At 44.6% G+C, this 26,313-nt stretch carries 19 protein-coding genes; 4 read left to right on the top strand and 15 right to left on the bottom strand.

From position 1 onward, the window contains the following. Positions 1–164 precede the first annotated feature (164 nt). Positions 165–1,667: a hypothetical protein gene (locus P5674_RS00170; protein ID WP_014273959.1), complete on the bottom strand. Its 1,503-nt coding sequence runs from the start codon at positions 1,665–1,667 to the stop codon at positions 165–167. Between the two features lie 73 nt (positions 1,668–1,740). On the opposite strand from P5674_RS00170, the gene sfsA reads away from it, so the two are divergent. Further along, entirely contained in the window at positions 1,741–2,472 is a 732-nt protein-coding gene (gene sfsA, locus P5674_RS00175; protein ID WP_006618568.1) for a DNA/RNA nuclease SfsA, read from the top strand. A 51-nt stretch (positions 2,473–2,523) separates the two neighbouring features. Here the strand turns inward: sfsA and P5674_RS00180 are convergent, their stop codons facing one another. The 9 genes from P5674_RS00180 to tilS all read right to left on the bottom strand — a co-directional run bounded on the left by P5674_RS00180 (position 2,524) and on the right by tilS (position 17,161). Beyond that, positions 2,524–5,670 carry a HEAT repeat domain-containing protein gene (locus tag P5674_RS00180; RefSeq protein ID WP_014273961.1) on the bottom strand — a complete coding sequence of 1,049 codons (3,147 nt, stop codon included), beginning with the start codon at positions 5,668–5,670 and terminating at the stop codon, positions 2,524–2,526. 131 nt (positions 5,671–5,801) lie between these two features. After that, positions 5,802–7,064 carry an L-lactate MFS transporter gene (locus P5674_RS00185; protein ID WP_315669701.1) on the bottom strand — a complete coding sequence of 421 codons (1,263 nt, stop codon included), beginning with the start codon at positions 7,062–7,064 and terminating at the stop codon, positions 5,802–5,804. A gap of 66 nt (positions 7,065–7,130) precedes the next feature. Then, entirely contained in the window at positions 7,131–8,804 is a 1,674-nt protein-coding gene (locus P5674_RS00190; RefSeq protein WP_014273963.1) for a CocE/NonD family hydrolase, read from the bottom strand. Between the two features lie 451 nt (positions 8,805–9,255). Next, a complete protein-coding gene (locus tag P5674_RS00195; protein WP_014273964.1) occupies positions 9,256–9,672 on the bottom strand; it encodes an AbrB family transcriptional regulator in 417 nt (138 codons plus the stop codon). A gap of 621 nt (positions 9,673–10,293) precedes the next feature. Beyond that, positions 10,294–11,697, bottom strand: coding sequence for a protein adenylyltransferase SelO (locus P5674_RS00200; RefSeq protein WP_014273965.1), 1,404 nt, complete (start codon positions 11,695–11,697; stop codon positions 10,294–10,296). Between the two features lie 116 nt (positions 11,698–11,813). Continuing rightward, a complete protein-coding gene (locus tag P5674_RS00205; RefSeq protein WP_014273966.1) occupies positions 11,814–12,665 on the bottom strand; it encodes a mechanosensitive ion channel family protein in 852 nt (283 codons plus the stop codon). A gap of 2 nt (positions 12,666–12,667) precedes the next feature. Continuing rightward, the gene (locus P5674_RS00210) at positions 12,668–13,945 is read right to left on the bottom strand and encodes a MarR family transcriptional regulator (protein WP_006618561.1); all 1,278 of its coding nucleotides are present in this window, start codon (positions 13,943–13,945) and stop codon (positions 12,668–12,670) included. A 32-nt stretch (positions 13,946–13,977) separates the two neighbouring features. Then, positions 13,978–16,101 carry a glycogen debranching protein GlgX gene (gene glgX, locus P5674_RS00215; protein WP_315669702.1) on the bottom strand — a complete coding sequence of 708 codons (2,124 nt, stop codon included), beginning with the start codon at positions 16,099–16,101 and terminating at the stop codon, positions 13,978–13,980. A gap of 25 nt (positions 16,102–16,126) precedes the next feature. Continuing rightward, complete coding sequence (gene tilS / locus P5674_RS00220) at positions 16,127–17,161, bottom strand: tRNA lysidine(34) synthetase TilS (protein ID WP_315669703.1); 1,035 nt, start codon at positions 17,159–17,161, stop codon at positions 16,127–16,129. Positions 17,162–17,262: 101 nt separating this feature from the next. Here tilS and P5674_RS00225 point away from each other — a divergent pair, with 101 nt between their 5' ends. Beyond that, on the top strand, positions 17,263–18,303 hold the full coding sequence (locus P5674_RS00225; RefSeq protein WP_006618558.1) for a glycosyltransferase family 2 protein: 1,041 nt from the start codon (positions 17,263–17,265) through the stop codon (positions 18,301–18,303). A 712-nt stretch (positions 18,304–19,015) separates the two neighbouring features. Here P5674_RS00225 and P5674_RS00230 read toward each other — a convergent pair. From P5674_RS00230 to P5674_RS00250, 5 genes are all read right to left on the bottom strand, one after another. Next, on the bottom strand, positions 19,016–19,405 hold the full coding sequence (locus tag P5674_RS00230) for a hypothetical protein (RefSeq protein WP_006618369.1): 390 nt from the start codon (positions 19,403–19,405) through the stop codon (positions 19,016–19,018). 160 nt (positions 19,406–19,565) lie between these two features. Further along, positions 19,566–21,182 carry a 2-isopropylmalate synthase gene (locus P5674_RS00235; RefSeq protein ID WP_006618368.1) on the bottom strand — a complete coding sequence of 539 codons (1,617 nt, stop codon included), beginning with the start codon at positions 21,180–21,182 and terminating at the stop codon, positions 19,566–19,568. 33 nt (positions 21,183–21,215) lie between these two features. Further along, the gene (locus tag P5674_RS00240) at positions 21,216–21,737 is read right to left on the bottom strand and encodes a LabA-like NYN domain-containing protein (RefSeq protein ID WP_006618367.1); all 522 of its coding nucleotides are present in this window, start codon (positions 21,735–21,737) and stop codon (positions 21,216–21,218) included. Between the two features lie 682 nt (positions 21,738–22,419). Next, positions 22,420–23,070: a response regulator transcription factor gene (locus tag P5674_RS00245; protein ID WP_014273969.1), complete on the bottom strand. Its 651-nt coding sequence runs from the start codon at positions 23,068–23,070 to the stop codon at positions 22,420–22,422. A gap of 154 nt (positions 23,071–23,224) precedes the next feature. After that, a complete protein-coding gene (locus P5674_RS00250) occupies positions 23,225–23,677 on the bottom strand; it encodes a (2Fe-2S) ferredoxin domain-containing protein (RefSeq protein WP_434475118.1) in 453 nt (150 codons plus the stop codon). 327 nt (positions 23,678–24,004) lie between these two features. On the opposite strand from P5674_RS00250, the gene groES reads away from it, so the two are divergent. After that, positions 24,005–24,316: a co-chaperone GroES gene (groES, locus tag P5674_RS00255; protein WP_006618364.1), complete on the top strand. Its 312-nt coding sequence runs from the start codon at positions 24,005–24,007 to the stop codon at positions 24,314–24,316. 110 nt (positions 24,317–24,426) lie between these two features. Beyond that, on the top strand, positions 24,427–26,064 hold the full coding sequence (gene groL, locus P5674_RS00260) for a chaperonin GroEL (protein WP_006618363.1): 1,638 nt from the start codon (positions 24,427–24,429) through the stop codon (positions 26,062–26,064). Positions 26,065–26,313 lie beyond the last annotated feature (249 nt).

Raw genomic sequence — 26,313 nt, forward strand, 5'->3', positions numbered from 1 at the left:
ACCGTGGAACCCGCCCCTACATATTGGTAATGATAATTGATAATGGTGATAATGGTGGGTGGGGGCGGGTTTATTTATCCCCTGGTGGTCCGATTTAATTGACCGTGGAACCCGCCCCTACATATTGGTAATGGTGGGTTTATTAAATGATAAATGATAAATTATCAATTAACTAACTGTTGACCTCTGTGGTAAATTTCCCTGGCGTAGTCCGTCCACATTCCCTGTCCCCAATAGCGAAAACAACTGGTTTGTAATAGTAGGTTATATAACAAGGCTTGCTGATAGTCTGGTTGGCGGGTTGTGGTGGGGTCTTGCTTAACTAGGGGGTCATATTTGCGGTGAAAATCAGCACTAAGTTGGTTCATGGGTTCCAATACGTTTTCATATCCTTTTACCCAGCTTAGATGATTAGTCCACGATGCACCATCTATATGAAATTGGGGGTCTGTTTCCTGTAAATGAGCGATCGCATTTTCCACAGCTTCCGGCGTAATAGAATCTACCTTTTCCCAAATTCGATGCTGTTGTATCGCCTGACAAGTCGGGTAGTCTTCTGGCTGCACTCCCGCCGCTTCTAACACTTCTAAATATTCCGTACCATTTAAACCTACAACCCCAGGAGTTCCCCGACCATTATTTTTAATCTGAGACCAGAGAGGGATAAAATCCCTAGGGTATTCATTCATCATCACGCCGCCATTTTCCCCGTCAGCAATTTGAGTCACACAACTGGGAACCATGTATTCCCCTAATTTTTGTAATCCCCGACCATTGGCTTCATGATAGGGTTGCATTTGTGCCACTAATTTGGTATCAGAACCCTGGGTTTTAATTAAGGCAATTATACTAACTGTTTCTCCCTGCGAATTGCGGGCGATTAAACGATTGGGAATATATTTATCATCATGATGCAGTGGGGAACCGTCTAGGCGTTCTACCGAATGTTCCTGCACCATTAACCATTTATAACCACATTCTTTGAGGGATTTAATATATTCATAGAGTGTATCAGGATGGTTGGGGAGGTGCATTTCTGGGGGTGAAAAACCTTTGACTCTGGCTAAAGCATCCTTGCCAAAAATAGCGGCAAAATGATGTTGCCAAGCCTGAATATGTAATTTGATATCACGAATTGGAGTGGAGGGAATGACTGCATGACTCCACATAGTGCCCAACCATTCCACATTCACCCAGTATTGGGGGTTACAGGTAATATTTTTGAGGGTGTCTAGGATATCATTTCGCCCGATTTGTTGCAGTCCCCATAGCAAGTTACCGGAATAGTCTAACATAATCCGAGGATGACAGCCATTGGCTACTAATTCGGGGATAAATTCCCCCATACGTTTATAACACCAAGCGAAGGGTTCGGCGTTATGATTATCGCCTTGGTGGGGGTGTTCAAACATATATTGCAGGTTGCTAATTAATGCGCCATTTTCGCCCGCTGGAATGGTGGGTTGGTGCATATGGAGGGCGCAAGCAAATCCGGCGGTAGTTTGGTCTAGGTTGAGGTAGCTAAGGGGTTGAAAAAGGCGATCGCTATGATTCACTACGGCGGTGATATCTGCTTCCCAACCGCAAATATTAGGTAATCCATATCGGATGGCTTCTAAAGTGGGGAAATGATTGGGCTGGGAGGGCGACTGGGCGGTAGTGGTCATATTTGGTCTATCCTAATTTCGCCAATTTACTGTTAAAATTATAACTCAGTTTAGGATTATTTTGCAAGTCATCATGAGCGAATCTTTGATTTATTCATTAGGGGAACTTTATGGAGGGGTGTTAATTAAGCGCTATAAACGACTTATAGCAGATATTAAGTTAAATTCTGGGGAGGTGATTGTCGCCCATTGTCCCAATACTGGCCCGATGACGGGGGTTTGTATTCCCGAAAATCCGGTGATGGTGTCGAAGAGTGATAACCCTAAGCGCAAATTAGCCTACACTTGGGAATTAATCCAAGTGGGAGATCATCAACCTACTTGGGTGGGAATTAATACGAGTCTTCCTAATCGAATTGTGGCGATCGCTTTGCAAAAACACTTATTTTCTCAGTTGGGGGGATATACAAATGTGAGGCGAGAAGTTAAATATGGCGTGGGGGGTAAAAGTCGGGTTGATTTTCTGTTAGAAGGAGACGACCAACTGATTTATCTGGAGGTCAAAAATACTACCTGGTGTCAGGGGGATTTGGCTTTATTTCCTGATACGGTAACTGAGAGAGGACAAAAACATTTAAGGGAGTTAATTGATATTGTGAAGGGTGGCGATCGGGCGGTAATGTTGTATTTTATTAATCGTGGAGATTGTCCGAAATTCGCGCCCGGAGATGCAGCAGACCCGGTTTATGGGAGTTTATTTAAGGAGGCGATCGCGGCGGGAGTCGAAATTCTGCCCTGTCGTTTTGATGTGACTCCCCAAGGGGTTAAATATTTGGGATTAGCGGAGTTATTGACGGCTAATTAAAGGGGATAATTATCAGGGGTTTTGATGTATAATCACCCCTGATAGGGCTATTTAACGGGCGGTTAAGTTGACATCCCGCAGGCGCTGGCTGAGGAATTTACAAATTTCCCAAAGAATTTGGGGGCGCTGGGTTACTAAACTTACAAAACGGGTTTTTTCTAAGGTGAGTAATACACAATGTTCAGCAGCGATCGCATTAGCTGATCGCAAAAAGTCTTCAAACAAAGAAATCTCGCCAAAATGTTGACCTGCTTCTAATAGGGCTAACTCTTTTTCCTCCCCTTCAACTTCTCGGACAATGCGGACTTTTCCCTGGACAATAATATAAAAACGTTCTCCCAAAGTTCCCTCGGAAAAGATAATTTCTCCGGGTAAATATTCGGCGGACTCCAAAGCATTATCAATTAGCAAAATTTCATCTAAGGACAAGGTTTGAAATAGGGAAACATTTTTGAGTAACAGTAAGCGGTCAATCATAAAATTCTCCGAAATTGATAACTGCTGAGGTTTTAATACTAAAGATTGGGCGATTTTACTGATAATCGGGTCAGGGTCAGATTGAGCGATCGCCCCAGGAATACCCGCAAAAGCCATCAAAGCCCCCATTTTTAACCAATGATTGTTGGTCTCTAAAACCTCCAATAAAACCGAGTATTTTTTAATATTAGAAATTCCCTGAGAAGCGGTGAGATTTTCTCCGGTTGCCATTTTTTCTAACAGTGGCATTAGAGGACGAAGAAACCGCCCTTGTTTCAAAGAAACCAAGGTTTCCACGGCATGAGAACGCGCTCTTTTATCAGAACTTGATAACAAAACTTTAGCAGCATTGACAGTTGATTCTTGTCCCAAACTAGAGAGGATATAAAATACTCGTTCAATTATAGAATTTTGGTAGTCTATGATAGCGACTTGCAACATTTCAAAAAGGGAGTTATCAGCATCAATATGTTGTTGCCATATCCGGGTGCGATTAATCAATTTTAAGTCGGACTGGATAAAATTATAAAGAATATTCTCAGCGGTTTTTGTCCGCACCAAACCAATAGCTAAAATCGCGGATTTCACGACTTCAGGACGGGATGATAAAAGGTAATATCGCGATACTGCTAATCCTTGATTACCATAACAACTCAGAGTTTTAGCCGCCTGTTGTCTGACGGCGATATCCTCATCTTCCAAATAGCGAGAAACTGTAATTAACCATTGTTGATCATCAATTTTCTGGAAAACCTGTAAAGCTGCTATCCTCACGGAAGGGCTATTGTGATTAAGTTCATATGCGGCAATTTGTCCGCATTTAAGAGGTTCATAATCGCACAATTCAACCAAAGCCAATAAACCCTTACGCTTAATATCTGGGGGGGCATTTTTCAGGACTTCTGTTAACAGAGGAATTAGTTTAGGGTTACGACTTTCTCCCGCCGCCCTTAATAATGCTCTCCGGGTAGGAATATCGGGTTGAGTGGGACAAACTTGGTGATAAAGTTCTTGAATTGAACCATCAATTTCAATCTGAGAAATAGCCACACAAGCCAAGGCGCGCACTTCGGAACTTTCATCCTGTAATAAGGTTTGTAGGCGACTCGCAGACAGGGGGGAACCTGTGGCGATATACAATTCTAAAGCCATACTGCGGACTTTCGGTTTGGGGGAAGATAGGAGGCTTTTAAATTCCAGGTTATTGCCCATATTTTTAGTGGTAAATAACCGAATGACAGCCCGACGCACTTGGTCATCAGCATTGACCCAAATATTTTCAATATCAGATGAAAAATCCCTGGGGTTTTCGAGATAAGGAAGTAACTCTAATCCTAACACTTGATTTTGCGGGTTCTTATCTTGGAGAAGCTGGCGCACTTCTGGGCGATATTTATTGGAGAGATACAACCCATCTTCCACTCTACTTAGGTTAACTGACCCTGACCGTAACATTCCCAAAAGTGATTGGACATAGCTTTTTCCGGTGAAGTAACCAATAACTACTAAGAAACCACTGAGAATTACTCCTACCCACACGACTTGATAGGGGTTAATCCATCCTAAAAATACCATTAGAATTATGCCAGCTATAGATTGTCCTAATGGGGAAAATAAACCCTCTCCCCACACGCGCAACCTACCGCCAAACCTAGTCGGAACGGCATTATAATTAAGGTTGGTGAGAGGCAGGAAAATACTATAAAATAGGGTTCTATAGGTAAGCTGCATTCCGACGGCGGCGGTGAGATTATAGCTAAATAAGAGTCCGATAAAACTGCCTAATAACATGACAGGATAGACTAAGTTAGTCCGAGGAACTCCTAATTTTTTGATTAGGGGAGTTGTCCCTACAGAAATAATCAGAAATTGAATGGCGGTTAGGGCGGCGGTAATATACCCTAAAAAGGTGGCGAGTTCCTGTTTATCGGGGAATTCTTGTCTATAAATAGTGGAATATTGAAATTCTCCAATACCTCGGACTAGGGCGGTTCCAAATACGTTAGCAATTAGAAAAATAATAATGGGATAGTGGCGGGAGAGTTTGCTTAAAGTCTGCCAGGTTTCTGACCAATTGGAAGTCTGGGTTTTGGGTTTTTGATATTCGGTAGGTAGGGGGTTTTGATGGGATTCTAAATAATAAATTTGACCGATGGATATACCATAACAAATAGGGAGCAATAATAGCTGATTTTCTAGGGTAACTATATCGGATATGAGGGCGACCAAAATACTGCCAAATAAATATCCTGCGGTGGTTCCCAGGTAGATAATAGCTGTGTATTGTTTAAGTTCTAAGTTGGTGAAATAGTCTGATAAAAGTGTCCAAAACTCGATGCGGAATTGCAGAATATAGATTAACCAAATGAAAATGTATAGGGTGAAATAAATGGGGATTAAGTCGAGGTTGATAAATAGCCGAATACCGATGATTAAGACGGCCGCGACGGCTAAGACAATGCGAAACAGTCGCGGACGGTTGAAGCGGTCTATGATGGCGGTAAAACCACCGGAAACTACCATTAAAATTAATGGCATGATGATGAAAAATAAAGGGAGACTTTCGGCGCCGGCTTTGGCTAAAAATAGCGATCGCCCTAAGGTCATACCAATGGCTTGGGCGACCATTATGGTAAATCCTAACAGGACAAAATGGATTAGCAATTCAGTCTGAGACCCGGACTTGATCAGCTTTTGTCTAATTAATCTAATTAGCCTCATATATGACCCGAAGTAGATGCCGATCGCATTTTAGCCTACCCGATTAGTTAATCTGGTTAAATTTAACACAAATTTAACTGCGCTACCCAACCCTCTCCCAGACCGAGAGGGAGTCGGAGGGAGTTTGATTATCAATTATTGGTTGGTTTACTCTTGTCTGGTTTCAGCATAAAAGTAGCTACTATGGTGCCGATAATGGCTAATATTCCCATGGGATAAAAGGCATAAGTATAGCTACCAAACCAGTCGCGAATACTACCGGCTACCAAGGTTCCTAATAAAGCGCCTATACCGTAAGCGGTGAAGACAATACCGTAATTTTGGGCGTAGTCATCAGGGTTAAATAATCGCAGGGTGGTAGTAGGCGCAAGGGCTAACCAACCTCCTAAGCAAAACCAAAATAGACAGAAAGCAATTAAATAGGTAACTATCTGTCCGGACTGGGCATTAACCATTAAAATGCAGGCGATTAAAATCAGGGTATAAGAAGCGATCGCCACATACCGAGGAGGAAAGCGATCGCTTAACCAGCCAAACAGGGGACGACTCACGCCATTAAACAAGGCAAAAAGGGAAACACTCCCCGCAGCCCATCTTGGGTCGATTTCAATAATTTCTTCTCCCACGGGGCTAGAAATACCAATGGCACTCAACCCGACAAAAGCGCCAATAATATAACATATCCATAGCCCATAAAAAGAACGACTTTTCAGCATCTTAGGCGGGTAGACGACGGGGGTGGGAATGACGGATGTTGTGGCTACTTTTTGAGTGGGTTGCCAATCTTGGGGGGGCAATTTCATTATATTAGCAATCGCCAAAATAATCACCATAAAAGCGATACCCAAAACCCGCAAGGTTGGTCGGACGGTATAACTATCAATCAAGGCTTTAGCGAGGGGGGCGGTGATTAATGGAGACAAGCCAAAACCAATAATTGTCAGCCCGACGGCTAATCCTTTTTTATCGGGAAACCAGCGGGCGGAAACGACCATGGGCACTCCGTAAGTAATGCCGACACCAGTCCCAGCAATCACGCCATAGGCGATCGTCATGGTGATGATATTGTCAGCAAAACTAGACAGAATATAACCCAACCCAACAACAAACCCACCAACTGCTGTAATGGCGCGAGTCCCAAATTTAGGTATATAAAAACCTGTAATTGGCATCATCAGGGCATAAAACACTAGCGCCACTGTATAGGGTAATAGGCTTTCGGTGGCGGTGAGGTTTAACTCATTTTCTAGGGGAGTCCTAAAAATACTCCAAGAGTAAACGGTCCCCAAACACAGTAAAACGGTGATTCCCAAAGGAATGAGTAGCCATCTTCCTTGGTCTGATGGTAGTCCTAACACCCGCAATTCTGAATCATTTTGATGGTCAGCTTTCATGAATTTAGGCCAAAATCCGTGCTAAATTTGCGCTAAACTTTTGCGATCGCAATGATAAACCCTATCTCACTCAGCATCAACTGACAAAATGATACGGGACAGAAAACTATTGCCGCTTTTCAGGGATATAGTAATAATGCGACCATCAATGAGTCGAGTTTGACTAGGGGGCTGTCCCGTCCCTGGATTGACAGGATAAGCGGGAAAACAAGCCCCACTCAAACTTAAACGAATTTGGTGGGATTGAGGAATACAAATGCAGGTAGGCTGTAAATTAATTCGGATCGGGGTGGCTGGCTGATTAACTCTGACATAACCCTGAGTAAAATTCCACACACTCCCATCGGGTCGCACTTCTGACAAAATTGCACACAAGTCAAAACTAGGGCTATCAGCTTCACAGTAAACCTCAACAAATACATTTCCGACTAAATGCAAATCCTCATGTAAAGCATCAGAAGTGTAGGTAAGTACATCAGCGCGACAGTCCAAAGCGCGACGATCAAAAGATCCAGGAGTTAATGTAGCATGACCCCCAAGGGCTGGGACTGGACGGAAAGGATCATGAACAAACACATCCACAGTATCGGGTAAAATGTGTTCGTCTTCTTCGTCTTCCTCGTCTTCTTCGGCAGCCATAGAAGCGATTATATCCTCTGGTAAAAGTAAACCAGAATCTGGTCGAATTGCGGCTAGACCTGTACTGGTGAGAAAATAAGATTGACTAGACCCTTGCGGCCATTGGTCAAACTCTCGCCAGCAATTATCCCCCATGGAAAACAGAGTGACAGGTTTTTCCTGCAAAAGTCCGGTATCAATACCTTTAAGAAAATGGTTAAACCAGCGGATCTGTAACTCATCAATGGGATTAACCGCCTCTGGACCATAATCAACACCACCCACCTGTCGGCCCCAGGGTAAATGCGGCCAAGGTCCAATAATCAAATACTGAGGAGATGAACTACGATTAGCCATATCCCGATAGAAATTAACCGTCCCCCGCAGATAGGTGTCAAACCATCCGCCAATGTGCAGCATGGGTAAATCCAGATTATCTGTGGAGGGGGAAAGATCCCGCCAATAGTCTCCCGGCTGATCCTGCTGTAGCCAATCATGATAGAAAGAATCAGCAGCCAGGTTTGTAAAGGTTTCAGGAGAGGCAGGAATTTCGCCGTATAAGGGCAGATGCCGGGAAAGATTATATAAACCCCTATAGGCTGGTTCATCCCGCCGCAAGCGCGCGGTTTCGGTGGCTAATTGAATTCCCCAAGCTAGGTTAACCTGCCAACAAAAAGCCCCCCCTTCATAAGCCCAATCCTGATACAGGTCACAGGCGACCATGGCGGGACAGAGGGTTTTAAGGGCCTGTGGGTAGCCACTGGCAGCATAAATTTGAGTCATCCCCTGATAGGAAAACCCATACATCCCCACATAGCCATTGCTATGGGGTAAATTAGCAGCCCAGTTGACGGTATCAACGCCATCTTCTAATTCATGGGCGAATAGTTGAAACACTCCCTCAGAGGTTCCCCTTCCGCGCACATCTTGAATTACTACGATATAACCCTGTTGGGCGTACCATTGGGGATGGGCGTAAACTACGGTGGATGCGATCGCCCTTCCATAGGGTTGTCGCATTAATAATACCGGAAATTCCCCTGACTGTTCTGGGCGATAAATATCAGCATCCAAACGCACCCCATCTCTGGTTAGCATGGATGCTGTTTCTTGAACTATCATAGATCACAAGAACTCCATAGCAGAACCTGTGGGGTAAGGATGCCCAACACAATATGATTCACCCTATCACTAGGTGAGCAATCCTAAACCACCACATTATCAAAATTAATGAGTCCTTGATGAATTTTCCACTACCTCGAATCAGAACCCGTCGCGATCGCATTCCGTCGAGTTCAAAGAGTGGAAAAGGTTGCCAACTGTCGGCATTATAGAGAAGCCCACAGTGGTGGACTAATACGGATTCCTAGCTAGGTTTTGATCGCCATCTATCTGGTAGGCGATCGATTATGACATTCTTGGCGAACCGCAGGCGGTGATCACTGATGCCAACCGAATTTTACTCCCGCCGCATTGTCTTGATTAAGCCATCCCAGAAACACCACTCGCGCCCATAGACAACCTGAGTCATGCTTCACTGGTGATCAGCAAGACAGATGAGCCTGATATTTATTTATTCTTCGTCATCTTCATCAACCATGCCCTTTGGTTCAACTTGAATCAGGTGAATATGTTTAGATCCCAGGCGAATTTCAAATTGATCACCGGGTTTCAAACCCATTTCCTGGGTATAGTTAGCACCAATTACCAAGGAGCCATTTTTATGAACGCAAGCGCGGTAACTAGCTTCCCGGCCACGTCCATCTTTAGAACGACCCGGATCTAAGGCAATTCCTTTAGCTGCCAGCAGTGCATCATAAAACTCGGTCATGTTCGCACGAGTTTGGTTGTCTTTTGTGCGGGTGTAATAGCCACACTGCTTGGCTGTCTCACGACGAGAGTAGCTGGGTCCGAGTGATTTGACTTTTTGCAGTAAAGTCTTTCCGGTCATCGGTTCTTCAGGAAGTTTTTCTGCTGTAGTTTTTGCCATTGATCTACTCCATTTCTAATTTAGTCAATCCTAACATATTTGTTGGATATTTTATAGATCATATAACTTAAATGTCGCTGAGGAGTAATTTTTTTTATGGGAACTCCTGACATAGACTTGCTGACTGCGATCAAATCAGAACCACTGGACTGAAAATGCCCAGGAAATGGACAAAGCAAATTCCCCAATCTTTCCTTTTCCCTGGGGAAGCCATCTATGACAGAACCTAAGTAGATTTGACTGCTAAGATCCCGACAACCAATAAATATGGTCCCCCCCATCAAGGCAAAATATATTAGTTTTAAATAATACAGTTACCGTGGGTCTGATAACAGTGGAGACAAACCATGACGAGATTTGACATAAACTAGACCAAAACCTATCTGAAAAACGCCATATCCGGTGGTTGTGAGTATCCCCGACTCGGACAATTAAGCGATCGCCAATGGGGGGATGTATAACCTAACCTAATAGCGGATAACAGCGATTTGAGGGGATAGGGTATCATAGACAGGCTGAGGAGATCAACAGCTTTGACGGTCTCCCCCTCCAGCTACCCAGAGACATCTGTTGGCAGTGAGCAAATGCTATAGCTTAAAAGGCGATCGCACCAACCCGAAATTATTCTGATCTGATCTGATTGAGTAATTGATAAAACGCCTCCCAATCATCAGCGGCCGCAATGGGTTCCCAAACCGCCTCAATAGCTGGTCTGAGCAAAATCGTAGTCGGGTTATATTGTTTGAGGGTCTGTTTCATTTGTTCCATTTCGGCCCTCGACTTTGACTGCAAATGGTGATAGTACAGATGTCGCCAGGGGACTAAGTGTTTAAGATCTCCTATATCCTTGAGAATCTCGGTTTCATCATCTCGCCAGAGGGGAGTAAAGCCTTCCCTGAGTTGGGAGAAGAAGTCATGATATCCCACTGTATTGTCTTTGAGCAAATCAATAGTCAACTTAATCAATTCTTCGGGTTCAGAGACCTGTGCTTCTGGAAAGCCCAATTTTTTTAAGATCAATTGCTGGTAAGCCTGACCATAGTAGTCAAAGAAATTGTCTAAAGCCTGTTTGAGGCTATCTGAGTCTGCCACCATTGATAGAGGTTTTTGCAACAACTCGAGATTACCCCGACAAATCAAAGGCTGATTACCATAACAGTAAAGCCTACCATAGTCAAAATAGGCAGCGGTGAAACTCCGATCATAAGTCGGCATAAATGCGTAGGGACCATAATCAAAACTCTCCCCTGTAATCGACATATTATCGGTATTTAAGACACCATGACAAAACCCAGCAGCCATCCACTGAGCGGCTAAAGTGGCTACCCGTTGCACCAATTCCCCATAAAAAGCGACGAAGCGATCGCCAGAGTCTAATAAATGGGGGTAATAAATCTCAACCACATGATCTAAGAGTTTTTTGATCAGATCTGGGCGACCAAAATAGTGCAATCGTTCAAAAGTTCCGAACCGAATATGCGATCGACTCATTCGCACCATTACCGAAGACCGGGTAGGGGAAGGTTCATCCCCCCGCCATAACTTTTCTCCGGTTTCAATTAAACTTAAACATCGAGAAGTCCTCACCCCTTGTCTATGGAGTGCTTCTGCTGCTAATACTTCCCGGACTCCCCCCTTTAAAGTCAGGCGGCCATCGGCATGGCGAGAGTAGGGAGTTGTACCCGATCCTTTAGTACCAAAATCATACAATTCTCCATCTATTCCGCGCACCTGTCCATAGAGAAACCCACGACCATCTCCCAAACCGGGATTATATTCTCCAAACTGATAGCCGTGGTAACGCATCGCCAAAAACCGCGTCACACTTTCAAATTTACCAAAAGCCTCTATAAAATCGAGATCTTGGGTTTCTTGTGGGTCAATTCCCAATTTGAGCAGCAATTCATCATTACGGAAACGCAAAATATGCAGCGGGAAGGAGGCGGCCGCTACGACATCATAATAATCATCCCCCAAGCTCTCAAAAGCGGGTTCATATTCGAGAAACAGAAAAGGATTGGACATGAAGGCTAAAATTCCAATTCTCGATTATTTTATAGGTAAAAATTGGAATTGACAACCCCTTATCCGATCGCATAATCGCCCATCGCCAATTTTCCAGCCTGATAGCTATTTGGGGATTAATCAGTAATTATCGCGGGTAAGACGGGGTAAGGAATGCCTAACTCCCCAAAAGTCTTTTTAGCGCGGCGAATTAGGTCAGTTTTAAAAATAAACTCATCCCTAACATCCATGGGATAGCATCTCAGCTTCACCAAAGTTCCCCAAGGCTTCTCATTTACCACCACCACAATGGGGAGGTTAAGTTGTGTATATTTGCTGGTCTGAGCCACTCTATATAGTATAGGGATAATGCGATCGATATCGGCATCATGGGCAAAATAAAAATCAACCGCCGTCTGTGCTTCTACTTCACCCTTATTAGCATTGATGATCGGCTCTGTCCACATTTTATTATGGGGAATGGTGACAATATCATCATCAGGGCTTTGCAGTTGGATCGCACGGAGTCCATAGCTGATGATTTCCCCATACTGACCATCAATAGTGACGCGATCGCCGACTTGATAAGGTCTTTCAAATAAAGCAATCATCCCAGAGATCACCGAACTGGCATAATCTTTAAAGGCAAAACCCACCGCCACCGCAGCCGTCCCAGTTATCGCCAACAGATTAGTCGAGGATAGGTCCAGAAACAAATTAATCAAGATCACCCCCGCCAACCCAAAAATAAAGGCTCGCCAGAAGGGTACAGACTCTTTGATCAATAAACGAAACCGCAGCGGGACCTGTTCGGAAAACCAGTAAAGAGACTTTTCGGTAACGATAACACCGCCATAGGTCAGCATAAAAATCACCACCCCCAAGACAATTTTCCCAAAGGTGATATCCGCCCAAATTTGATTAGGGTTAGTCGTCGCTTCCCCGTTGGTTTCAGCCAATAACTGATATAGCCAAATGTCGATTAACATTTCTAATCCTCACCCACCATAAATTTATTGTTATCGAGATATCGCTTGAGACGAGGGTAGTAAATACCATTGATCGTAAACCGTGGCGCTGCACCACTGTTTCCCGGACGGCGGACAATTAAGCCATCACGGATGAGTTTCTGAACCTGAGTTTGAGTTGCACTCTCTCCCTCCCCTAAAGTCATACACAAGTGAGGCAAAGAGATGGAACCATGTAATATTAAGGAAAACAGCAAAAAGCGATCGCTTTTAGTCAAACTGGGCAATTCTGGTATACTAGGGCGATCGACCAACCAAGGTTGATCAGGATTTTCTCCGGTCTGGTTTTCCCCTTCTTCCTCCTCTTCCTCTTCTGGCGGCGGGGAAATACCCAAAGAATTTAGCCAAGCGTCAGCAGCGATCGCACGATTACCCTCAGACACATCTTCTAGCTGCTCAAAATATCGTTTTTCCTCACTACAACACCAGTTGTCATCTGGTTTTTCCTCCTCACCCTCGGATTTTTCACCCCATTGTAGATCTACAGTTTCCCATACCGGAGTTAACCATTCCTTGAGTTCGATCGCACTGAGAGGCGGAATTGATGTTTTCACACCCACCAAATTTCCCAGTTGACAAACTCGATCTAAATATAGCCAACTCCAATGGTTACAACCAATCAGCCAAAACCGTGAGCGATCGCTAAAAATCGCATCTGCTAACCTTTCAATTCCCAGCAAACCATCGACACACCGCAAAAAACACCAACTCAAATCAGGAATTACCACCAGCGATCGCTCTTCCTGAGTCGGTTGTAAAATACTCTCTTCTAGTTGTGATATAATAATAGTATGGTTTCCCGGTCGCTCTGACCAAGGCAGCCATTGGCGAGTCAAACCATCCATTGGTTCTGAGGAACTCAAAGTATCCCAAAACACAGTAGATATAGCCTCTACCGGACTAGCCAAAACCACCATAGCATTATCACATTCTGCCCCCTCAGACCAGGAATTAATCGCTTGCGACAATTGTGCGCGCAATAACTCTTGGTGAGGTGATGGTGTCTTTAAATCAGCCACAGCTTGTTTGAGGCGCAGTAAATTCTGGGGTGGAATTGGGTCAAGTTCTATTCCCTTAAATTTGTCCCCCAACTCATCAGCCTGGGCTTTAATTTTTTGATGTGCGCTGGGAAACCAAGCCCCAAACTGTTGAAAAATTTGAGCGATCGCCATTGGGAGTAGTTTAGTAAATCGGGAATTGACTAACAGACAAGGAAAAGACAATTGACAATCATCAATCATCAATTGTCCCTCCCCAAATTTTCCATTAATTCCTAACGCATTTGCATAACGATCACTGATCGCGCTTCAGTTAGGATAGGTTGATTACCAGAGTAATAAGGTCCTTGTGGCAGCAATAAAGATTCTTTGGTATCAATAATAACTTGCCAATGTCGAGCCTGTAAACCTTCTGGTAAAACAAATTCGATTTCCTCATAGTGAGCATTAAATAATAGCATAAAGCTATCATCCATCACCCGTTCACCCTTAGGACCACGGGCGGGAATTTCCTCACCATTAATAAAAACAGCGATCGCCTTAGCATATCCAGCATTCCATTGTTCCTCAGTCATTTCGCCGCCGTCTGGATTAAACCAGCCCAGATCATTAACTCCCGAACCATGAATAGCTTGTCCTTGGAACCACTTACGGCGGCGGAAAACCGGATGTTGGCGGCGGAAATAAATCAACTGACGGGTAAAATCCAACAGAGTCGCATTAGACCCAGGTAGATCCCAATCGAGCCAAGAAATTTCATTATCTTGACAGTAGGCATTATTATTGCCTTTTTGAGTCCGTCCCAACTCATCACCGCTGACCATCATCGGCACCCCTTGGGATAACATTAATGTCACCAAGAAATTACGACGCTGGCGGTTTCGCAACTCTAAAATATCAGGATCATCTGTTTCGCCTTCTTCCCCACAATTCCAAGAGCGGTTATGGCTTTCCCCGTCGTTGTTATCCTCCCCATTCTCTTCGTTGTGTTTTTCGTTGTAACTCACCAAGTCATTGAGAGTAAATCCATCATGGGCGGTGACAAAATTAATACTAGCGTGAGGTTGTCGTCCATTATCCTCATACAGGTCAGAACTCCCAGTAAACCGATAAGCAAATTCCGCCAAAGAACTATCCTCACCGCGCCAGAAGTCCCGCACCGTATCCCTATATTTGCCATTCCATTCCGACCATAACAGGGGGAATTTACCCACCTGATAGCCACCTTCTCCCACGTCCCAAGGTTCAGCGATCAACTTGACATTAGAAAGCACCGGATCTTGGTGGATAATATCAAAAAATGCCGCTAGACTATTGACCTCATAGAGTTCTCGCGCCAAAGCCGAGGCTAGGTCAAAGCGGAAGCCATCAACGTGCATTTCCAAAACCCAATAGCGGAGGCTATCCATAATCAGTTTCAGAACTTGGGGCTGGCTAACATTGAGGGAATTACCGCAGCCAGTAAAGTCCATATAATAGCGGCGATCGTCTTCCACTAACCGATAATAACTAGCATTATCAATCCCCCGCAGGGATAGAGTAGGACCGCAATGGTTGCCTTCTCCGGTGTGGTTATAGACAACATCTAAGATGACCTCGATACCCCCAGCATGGAGGGCTTTTACCATTTCCTTAAATTCCCGGACTTGGTTGCCAGGGGTGGGGTCAGCACTATAGTTATACTGTGGCGCAAAATAGCCAATTGAGTCATAACCCCAATAATTTCTTAACCCCTTATCTACCAAGTGTCCCGGTTGAGATAGGAAATGATGAACAGGCATCAATTCGACTGCTGTAATTCCTAGGGATTGTAAATAGGCGATCGCCGCCGGATGTCCCAAACCCGCATAAGTTCCCCGTAACTCTTCCGGGATATCCGGGTGTAGTTTGGTAAATCCCCGCACGTGCATTTCATAAATAATTGTCTCATGTTGGGGAATATCCAGGGGCTGATCATCTTCCCAGTCGAAGGACTCATCTACAACCACTGCTTTCGGCACTAAATGAGCATCATCCAATTCCGAATAGCCTAAATCTAATTCGGGATCTTCCCATCGATAGCCAAAAATCTCCTCACCATAACCAATTTCACCATCCAAGGCTTTGGCATAGGGATCAATCAGCAGTTTATGAGGATTAAAACGATGCCCTTCATTCGGTGCAAAAGGACCATGCACCCGGAAACCATATCGTTGACCGGGGGCTATTCCCGGTACATAACCATGCCAGACAAAGTTTTCTACTTCGGTTAGGGGAATGCGAGTCTCTTGGTCTTTACTATCAAATAAGCACAGTTCAACTGCTGTGGCATTTTCACTGAATAATGCAAAGTTAGTCCCTTTACCGTCCCAGGTAGCACCATTAGTCTTAGCATTACCCGGCCAAATAGGTATATACATCGTGAAAAATTCCTGTTGTGAATGATTAATTAGCTTCATCACCCACTTGGGGCGGAAATTTTAACCAGATCCATTCTCCCTCAACTTGGGCGATCGCACCACCGGGAAAAGGATCACTTTGCGATCGGTTTGGGGCATAAATTAAGCGGGTCAGTTTTTCGACTTGTTCAAAGTTAGTCCCTTTCCTCAGTACCTCCTCTAAAAACCTTCTCATCACCCGACGTTGCAGGGCTAAAGGGGCTGATTTCAATTTGTGGCGATTTACTCCATAGCTATTATTACACGGCGCAGGAGCCATAGCCAAACTATATAATTCATCAGCTTCTTGTTCCAAATATTCTACATCAGCCCGCAATAATTCAGCCGTTTGGGCTAAGGCTTGTTCAACCTTGGGGTTAAACTTATTTGCCAACTCCGGTATCAGTTGATGTCGAATACGGTTTCTAGCATAACTCACATCTGTATTAGTGCTATCTTCCCAAATTTGCAAATCTCGCTGTTGACAAAATTCTCCCGTTTCCTGACGAGTTATCTCTAGTAAAGGACGCACTAATATTGGCTTTGTTTCTGCCTCCCTCCCGAATATAGGACGACTCCACACTAAAGAAGTTAATCCATCGGCACCACTACCACGAATTAGATTATATAATAACGTCTCAGCCCGATCGCTTTTCGTATGACCTGTTACTACATAACCATAATTATCTGTTTGGGCAATTTCCCCCAACACTTGATAACGCCACTCCCGCGCCGCCGCTTCTGTTTTCGGTATTTGTGGGGCTGTTAATCGGTAACATGGGACCTGCCAAATTTTACCCAACTCCTCAATATAATCAGCATTAGCTACCGAGTCGCGCCGCCACTGATGATCACAATGGGCGATCGCCATTCGCCAATTCCATTTCCCTTGCAAGTCTAATAATAGTCTGATTAAACACATCGAATCTTGACCCCCAGACACAGCCACCAACAGGGCCTCTCCACAGGGTAAAAGATTTCGGCTTCTCAGAGATCTATGTACCTTAGCATGAACATCAGTCCAGGGTGTTTGACTAGCCATCAACCGAACCACGAACCCGCACCAATTGGCTTACTCCCCTGTCAACTATACCCCGAATGTTGTAGGATTTCTAGGAATTGCTAAACGCTCACATATACCACATGGATATTTTACCAGGAAAATCTGGCTGCGTCAGGGTTGATGATAGGTCGGACAAGCACACCAGCTTCACCGTTTCTGTGGTCGTACCTGTTTATAACGAATTAGAAAGTTTACCCACTCTCATCACTTCCATTCACCAGAGTTTCACCGATGCGGCGATCGCCTATGAATTAATTTGCGTCGATGATGGTTCTGTAGACGGTTCCGCCGAATTACTCAAACAACAGGTCTTAACCAATCCTCACCTACGGGTAATTATCCTCCGTCGCAACTACGGTCAAACCCCCGCTATGTCTGCCGGTTTTAACCACGCCAAAGGTCAAGTCATTGTCACCCTCGACGGAGACCTACAAAATGATCCCGCTGATATACCCCATTTATTAGCAGAATTATCTAAGGGTTACGACGTAGTAAGTGGCTGGCGCAAACATCGTCAAGATGACTTCTTAACTCGCCTACTTCCCTCCAAAATTGCTAACTGGTTAATCGGTAAAATTACCGGAGTCCAACTTCATGATTATGGCTGTTCTCTCAAAGCCTATCGTGCAGAAGTAGTCCATGACATGAAACTCTATGGAGAATTACACCGCTTTTTACCCGTTTTGGCTTTTATCGAAGGCGCACGAGTCACTGAATTACCTGTGCGACATCATCCCCGCCGCTATGGTCGCAGTAAGTACGGTTTAGGTCGCACCTTTCGCGTATTAATGGATTTATTTACCATTGCTTTTATCAAAACCTTTCTCACCCGACCTATGCACGTTTTTGGGCTGCTGGGTTTTGTCCTTTTACTATTTGGTATCACCGCCGGAGGGTATCTCAGTTTCCTCCGCTTAGTATTGGGCGCTAGTATCGGACACAGACCTCTCTTAATGTTGGCTGTTTTGCTCACATTAACTGGTATTCAATTATTGTGTTTTGGACTCTTGGCTGAGTTGCTTATGCGGACCTATCATGAGTCTCAGGATCGCCCTATTTATCGGGTACGAGAGTTAATTGAGTCCCCTGATGGTCCTACTTTTGCTACCTTGGACCTATAGCACCATCATAGCCCCTATCCTTAGCAAAAACCTCTATACACAAAAAGTGTATTTTGTCAATACCAGGCTGCGGGGCTAGGATCAATTTACCCCAAAACCCGTGCATCGAATAACTCCAATTTACCCCAACAACTTACCCTAAATCACCAGAGAATCATGGTTCTAGCCGATATTTTGCGAATTTTGCATAAGAACCCCTGGATTATTATTTCTCTAAAACTACCAGAACCCCCATTCTCTCGTCAAGTATTGAGAATAATTTGTAATAAATTTCGCAACAATTATTAACAATTTTTTGAATATTAAAATTATTCCGGCAAAAATATTTGTATCACTTATCTAAAGCCGGGAATTTTCGAGAATTTTTCAGCAGCCAGTTGACAGGTTTAACCAAAACCTGATAAGCTAATGCTATGATGGTTCCTTGTCTTAATGCCAAAATACATGATTTGGCTACAGCCGGAGGGCGGGTTTTTTAATCCTCTCACCCCCAGATGTAGTTAACGGTGGAACCCTCGGTTAAGGGCGGGTTTTTTAATCCTCTCACCCCCACATCTAATTAACGGTGGAACTCTCGGTTAAGGGCGGGTTTTTTAATCCTCTCACCCCCAAATCTAATTAACGGTGGAACTCTCGGTTAAGGGCGGGTTTTTTAATCCTCTCACCCCCATATGTAGTTAACGGTGGAACCCGCCCCTACATAGCGTCCCTATTATTCATTGATCAAGACGGGGAAAATTTTACACATCATGTATTGTGGGTGAGTGTGGGGAGAGCGATCGCTATTAACTTCTGTGGTAGGTTGATCGCTAATGTCTTGTGGGGGATGAATGCAAATAGCAACTTGTCCGACACCTCCCATGAGGTCAGCCACACGGTCGATAATAGTATCAATTTGATGGAGAAGTCGATCGCCAATTAACACAGAGGGAGCAATAATAAAAAAAGTTTTGACTCCCGTTGGACTCGGAGCCATACCTAGGCGACATTCAGTTAAAAGGTCTTGAATTGACTGGTGTAGAGAGTTAGGGAAGCGTTTAATCAGAGTTTGATAAAAGGACTGACTGAGAGAGCGATCGTCAAATATGGGTTGAGATAACATATTAGATTCTTCGATATCAACTTCAATAACGGAACATTGCTCTAGCTTAACATTTACTTACAGACTGGGAAATTTATTTCAGTCGGGATTGAATTAAATCTGTCCACAGATAGGGGGGCTGGGGACAAATCCCCAACCCTCTCCCATGAAAATTAACCCTTTAAACACTAATAACAGATTGGCGATCGCCCACCTGATTAGATTTTGGTTCTAGGGAAGATTGTAGGCGATTGAGAGCATTAATGTAAGCCTGAGCAGAAGCTACGATAATATCAGTATTAGCAGCATGACCAGAAAAGACTCGTCCTTGATAGCGTAAGCGAATAGTAACCTCTCCGATCGCATCAATTCCCGCAGTTACTGACTGTACCGCAAACTCAATCAACTCATTAGGAACATTAACCACCCGGTTAATAGCTTTATAAACCGCATCCACCGGACCAGTTCCCGTAGCCGCGTCAGTCAACTCTTGACCTTCAGGAGTTCTGAGGGTAACAGTCGCCGTCGGACGAGCATTATTTCCACAGGACACCTGTACTAACTCCAGGCGGAACAATTCTGGGGTTTGTTGAATTTCATCATTAACAATGGCTTCAATATCCCAGTTAGTGACTTCTTTTTTCTTGTCAGCCACATCTTTAAATCGGACAAAAGCCTTATTAATCTCATCATCAGACAGGTCAAAACCCAACTCCTGTAGACGATTTTGGAAGGCATGGCGGCCGGAATGTTTACCTAAGACAATCAGGTTATCATTCAATCCAATGGATTGAGCATCCATGATTTCATAGGTTAACTTATTTTTGAGAACTCCATCTTGGTGAATTCCCGACTCGTGAGCGAAGGCATTAGCACCGACAATGGCCTTATTCGGCTGTACTAACATCCCCGTTAGGTTAGATACCAGACGGGAAGTTTTGTAAATCTCACGGGTATTAATATTGGTGATGGGAACTTCTGAGTCAGCCGGACGACCGAAGAAGGGGTTAAAGAATTGTCGGCGCACATGGAGAGCCATAACTAACTCTTCTAGGGCTGCATTTCCGGCACGCTCTCCGATACCATTAATAGTACATTCGAGTTGTCGTGCGCCATTTTTAACGGCTTCTAGGAAGTTAGCCACCGCTAACCCTAGGTCGTTGTGACCGTGGACGGAGATAATGGCTTGATCGATATTGGGGACGTTTTCTTTAATTCCGCGAATTAAACCGCCAAATTCTGAGGGTGTGGTGTAGCCGACAGTATCGGGAATATTAACTGTTGTCGCACCAGCGGCGATCGCTCTTTCTAAAACTTGATAGAGAAATTCGGGGTCAGAGCGTCCAGCGTCCTCTGGAGAAAATTCGATATCCTCACATAACGATTTAGCATAGGCTACCATCTCGCTGGTGATGTCTAGGACTTCCTGGCGAGTCTTTTTGAGTTTGTATTTCAGGTGAATATCAGAGGTAGCAATAAAAGTATGAATGCGGGGATGAGCCGCCGGTTTCAGAGCCTTAGCCGCCGCTTCAATATCAGCCTTGACAGACCGAGCTAGACTACATATAATCGGACCGTTTTCGGTTCCTACGGTTTCCGCAATGCGTTGTACGGCTTCAAAGTCTCCGCTACTGGCGATCGCAAACCCGGCTTCAATTACATCTACTCCTAAACGCGCTAGTTGTCGAGCAATCACTAGCTTTTCATCAACGTTTAAGGTAGCTCCTGGGCATTGTTCTCCGTCCCGTAGGGTAGTATCAAAAATAATTACCCGATCTGGGTGGGGTTGAATAGTCATTGGTGTAAATCCTCCCATAGTCAACAGTTTAACTTAATAGTCGATTTTCTCAATCTGGTCTCGGATGTCGTTAAGATCTATATAGCGATCGGTAGCGTTGCGTAGTTCCCTCGCAATCATTCCTTCTGTGGAAACCACGGTGATATGAGTATTTTTAGAACGTAGCAACTCAATAGCTCGCTCAAAATCACCATCTCCGCTAAACAACACTACGCGATCGTATTGATCTACCGTATTAAACATATCGACCACAATTTCAATGTCCAGATTTGCCTTTTGAGAATACCTACCTGAACTATCATCATAGTATTCTTTTAAAATTTTGGTGCGGACTGTATATCCTAGGCTAATCAAGGCATCCCGAAACCCCCTTTGGTCTTGAGGGTCTTTGAGTCCCGTGTACCAGAAAGCATTAATAAAAATCAGATCGGCTTGTTCATGTTTAAAATAGTCCAAAACCCTTCGGGGATCAAAAAACCAGCCGTTTTTTTGTTGAGCGTAGAACATATTGTTACCGTCTACAAAAATAGATAGACGGTTTCTCAAGTTAGGCATACAAACTAAAGACCTAATATTTGTAGTAAAGAATTTAAACTAGATACTTTATCTTAGCACGTGAATACTCACTAAGTTTAACCCGAATCTCTGACAAGATTGATATGTCATATCAGAGCCTATAATCGAACCTATGCCTAGGTTTTACTATCCTCCAATAGGCTAACAAAACCCTAATTTTCGAGTTGTCAGAACCATATAAAAATATCATATTGGCTGTTCAATATCCTAATTTTACGAGAGTTTTACCTGAGTTTCACCTTTGATTATATTAGCTGCAATTGAAATCACTACTAGCCGATCTTACCCTCCTTTCAATGGCGGTTATGATCTTCAGGAGTTTAGTTAAAGCCAGACCAACAGCGAGCCACAGTAGTATCTTACTGCTAAAGTTAGTCAGCGAGCCATCAAGGTCTAAGATATAGCCAGTGCGACCGAGTGATTTCTGTGGTAGGTAATAATGCCATACTGGACTGATGACTGGACACCACAAACGCCACTAACTGACGAAATACCTAACTGGTACATTCGTAGCATGGGCGGCGCTTTGGCTGAAACTGACTAATAGTAGTGTTTTCTGGTCTCAATTTAAAATATAGAAGTCCGATTATGACCCTCATAATAGTATACAGTGTTGTGCGATCAACTTGCGCCAGCGATCGCCCCACTCAGCAGAAAACCCCTACATTTCTTGACTCTCCAAAGCCCAGCGAGCTAGTTGGGTGCGGTTATGAAGTCCAGTTTTACCTAACATATTACTGATATGGCTTTCAATAGTCCGCTGGCTGACTTCCATAATTTTGGAGATTTCTCGGTTTCCCTTTCCCTTGGCTACCAACTCAACCACCTTTAACTCTGTTGGGGTCAACTCCACCCCAGAGCGAACTTTAATTTTTGGGGAGGTTCCGATGACGGATTTACGATATCGGGTTAGACGTTCAGTTTGTCGCAGAGATGACTCTACCTGAGCCATTAGTTCTTCTGGATCAAAAGGCTTGACCATATACACATCAGCCCCGGTATTGAGGCCTTTAACCCGGTCTTCGCTTTGTCCTTTGGCGGATAGGAAAATTACCGGAATCCAACCAAATTGGGAATTTTCCCGGATTAGCTTGACTAGGGTATAGCCATCCATCTCCGGCATCATAATGTCACAAATTATTAATTCTGGCACTTCTTCTTCCAGTTTTTCGAGGGCTTTTTGACCATTTTCGGCAATGGTGACTTGATACCCTCGCAACTCCAGATAATCGCTGACCAAAATCACGAGGTTAGGATCATCGTCTACTAGCATAAGTCGCCTTGGTTCCGGTGCGACAGTATTTTGGTTCATTGTTCCGTTGGAGATATGATCTAGTTGGGGGACTATTAACAGTTTGGGTGAACTTCCTAGGGGCAGCAGTATACAGGGGGTTTTACCCTATGATATCTTAAAATTCAACCATGCCAGCTAGAATCGGACTCCTTACCCTGTCAGTGACTGATAATCAACTGTTGTTTTCTAGCTCAGATAAACTTAATGGGTGGCTGAGAAAGGCGTACTCCTCTACAACACTAGACCCGATTAGGTGTTCTTGAATAATCCGTTCAATCACTTCGGGAGTGGCGGATCTATACCAAACACCATCGGGATATACTACTAAAATTGGCCCTTGACAACACACCCGCAAACAATTGGCTTTGGTTCTAAATATACAACCGGGATGGTCCGCTGTGGGACGGTCTAGGTTTAGTTCTTTGAGCCGATTTTTGAGATAATTCCAAGATTCGATACTGGCTGGCTTCGAGCAGCATTTCGGGTTGGTTTGGTCAGCGCATAGGAATATGTGACGTTGAATTTGCGATAAACCTAGGTTCTTAACCGTGACTGCTAGAGACCCTCCCTCGCAATACTCGGGGTTGTTAGTTTCCGGTTCTGGGTTTTGGGGATGTTCAATCATAAAGTTACGGATAATATGCTTGGATAATGATACCTGAGACCCAATCATCCATTATACCGAAGACACGGGAAACATTGGCAAGTTCACACTCACCCATAAGTTTTTGGCTATTTTCACTTTTCACTACCGGATCGGTTCGGAAACCCGTACAGTTGATGCTGTTGCGATCGCCTTACTCGATTAGGTAAATTAGCACTCAGAGGTTGAGAGTGCTAAAAACATCAGATGGACATCCGACCGAGATGGGCAAACTTGAGACAGTTTCCCTAAGTGGGGTCTAAATGCTGTTAACTCTCAGCACAGTGTTTGAAAATAGGAGGTAATTGAATGGCTGCTGTCTCTCTTAGTGTTTCTACGGTTAAACCCCTTGGCGAGCGTGTGTTCGTTAAGGTCAGTGCTTCAGAAGAAAAAACTGCAGGCGGAATTCTGCTGCCGGACACCGCTAAAGAAAAACCCCAGGTTGGCGAAATCGTAGCCGCTGGACCGGGACGACGCAATGATGATGGCTCCCGCTGCGAAATGGAAGTCAAAGTCGGCGACAAAGTTCTGTATTCCAAATACGCCGGAACTGATATCAAACTCGGCGGCGATGAATACGTCCTGTTGGCTGAAAAAGACATCCTGGCGATCGTCAACTAAACCGATAACTAATCATTATCCCACATTTTGACTCTTCTGTGGGTCGCTAGCGTGTCAAAACTGATTGACAGTCCTTTGTAGTATCCGAATAGCAACTGAAATAGGAACCTATGGCAAAACGTATTATATACAACGAAAATGCTCGTCGCGCCCTCGAACGTGGTATGGACATCTTGGCTGAGTCCGTAGCCGTTACTCTCGGACCCAAAGGCCGTAACGTAGTCCTAGAAAAGAAATTTGGCGCACCCCAAATCGTTAACGACGGGGTGACGATCGCCAAAGAAATCGAACTCGAAGATAACATTGAGAATACTGGTGTAGCCCTGATTCGTCAAGCGGCTTCTAAAACCAATGATGCGGCGGGAGATGGAACCACCACTGCAACGGTTCTAGCTCATGCCATGGTTAAAGAAGGACTGCGGAACGTAGCAGCCGGAGCTAACCCCATTGAACTGAAACGGGGAATTGATAAGGCGACAGCTTTCTTGGTAGACAGAATTGCTGAACACGCTCGCCCTGTGGAAGATTCTAAAGCGATCGCTCAAGTTGGTACCATCTCTGCTGGTAACGACGAAGAAGTTGGTCAGATGATCGCTGAAGCCATGGACAAAGTGGGTAAAGAGGGTGTGATTTCCCTCGAAGAAGGTAAGTCCATGACTACCGAACTGGAAATCACCGAAGGTATGCGCTTTGATAAGGGCTATATCTCCCCTTACTTCGCTACCGATACCGAGCGCATGGAAGCTATCCTCGATGAGCCTTATATCCTGCTCACCGATAAGAAAATTACCTTGGTTCAGGATTTAGTTCCGGTTCTCGAACAAGTAGCGCGCTCTAGTCGTCCTCTGTTAATCATTGCTGAGGATATCGAAAAAGAAGCCCTGGCTACCCTCGTGGTTAACCGCCTGCGCGGTGTGCTGAATGTGGCTGCTGTTAAAGCTCCTGGTTTTGGCGATCGCCGCAAAGCCATGTTAGAAGATATTGCAGTTCTCACCGGTGGTCAAGTCATCACTGAGGATGCTGGTCTGAAACTGGAAAGCACCAAGATTGATATGCTTGGTAAAGCTCGCCGCATCACCATCACCAAAGACAACACCACCATTGTTGCTGAAGGTAACGAAGCTGGCGTTAAAGCTCGTTGTGAGCAGCTACGCCGTCAAATGGAAGAAACCGAGTCTTCCTATGACAAAGAGAAACTACAAGAGCGTCTGGCTAAATTGGCTGGTGGTGTAGCAGTTATCAAAGTTGGTGCTGCGACAGAAACCGAAATGAAAGACCGCAAACTGCGCCTCGAAGATGCCATCAACGCCACCAAAGCTGCTGTTGAGGAAGGAATTGTGCCCGGTGGTGGTACAACTCTGGCTCACTTGGCTCCCCAGTTGGAAGAGTGGGCGACCAGCAACCAATTGACTGGTGAGGCTCTCACCGGTGCTATGATTGTCGCTCGCGCTCTGTTGTCTCCCCTGAAACGGATCGCTGAAAATGCTGGCGAAAATGGCGCTGTCGTCGCTGAACGGGTGAAAGAAAAATCCTTTGATGTCGGCTACAATGCAGCCAATGGCGAATATGTCAATATGTTCGAGGCTGGTATTGTTGACCCCGCCAAAGTCACTCGCTCTGCTCTCCAAAATGCCGCTTCTATCGCTGGCATGGTCTTAACTACCGAGTGTATCGTCGCTGACAAACCAGAACCCAAAGACAACGCCGCTCCCGCTGGCGCTGGCATGGGTGGCGACTTCGACTACTAAAATTTCAGTTAAGATATCAGTTAAGGTTTGGGGCCGCCTTTGGCTTCGCCCCCCCTTAATCAAAAACCAGGGACTCCGATACCATCGGGGTCTTTTTTTGTGCATGGCCATCTTAATTGATAATTAATACTTGTAGTTTGCGACTGAATTATTGATTATTGATAATAAATTTAGCCAATATCTAGGGGTAATTTGGCTTAAATCATTGATATATATGGCTTTTGGCTATTCGTAACAAAACTTAACTTG

This window comes from Limnospira sp. PMC 289.06, assembly GCF_032350395.1.
GTDB lineage: Bacteria > Cyanobacteriota > Cyanobacteriia > Cyanobacteriales > Microcoleaceae > Limnospira > Limnospira platensis.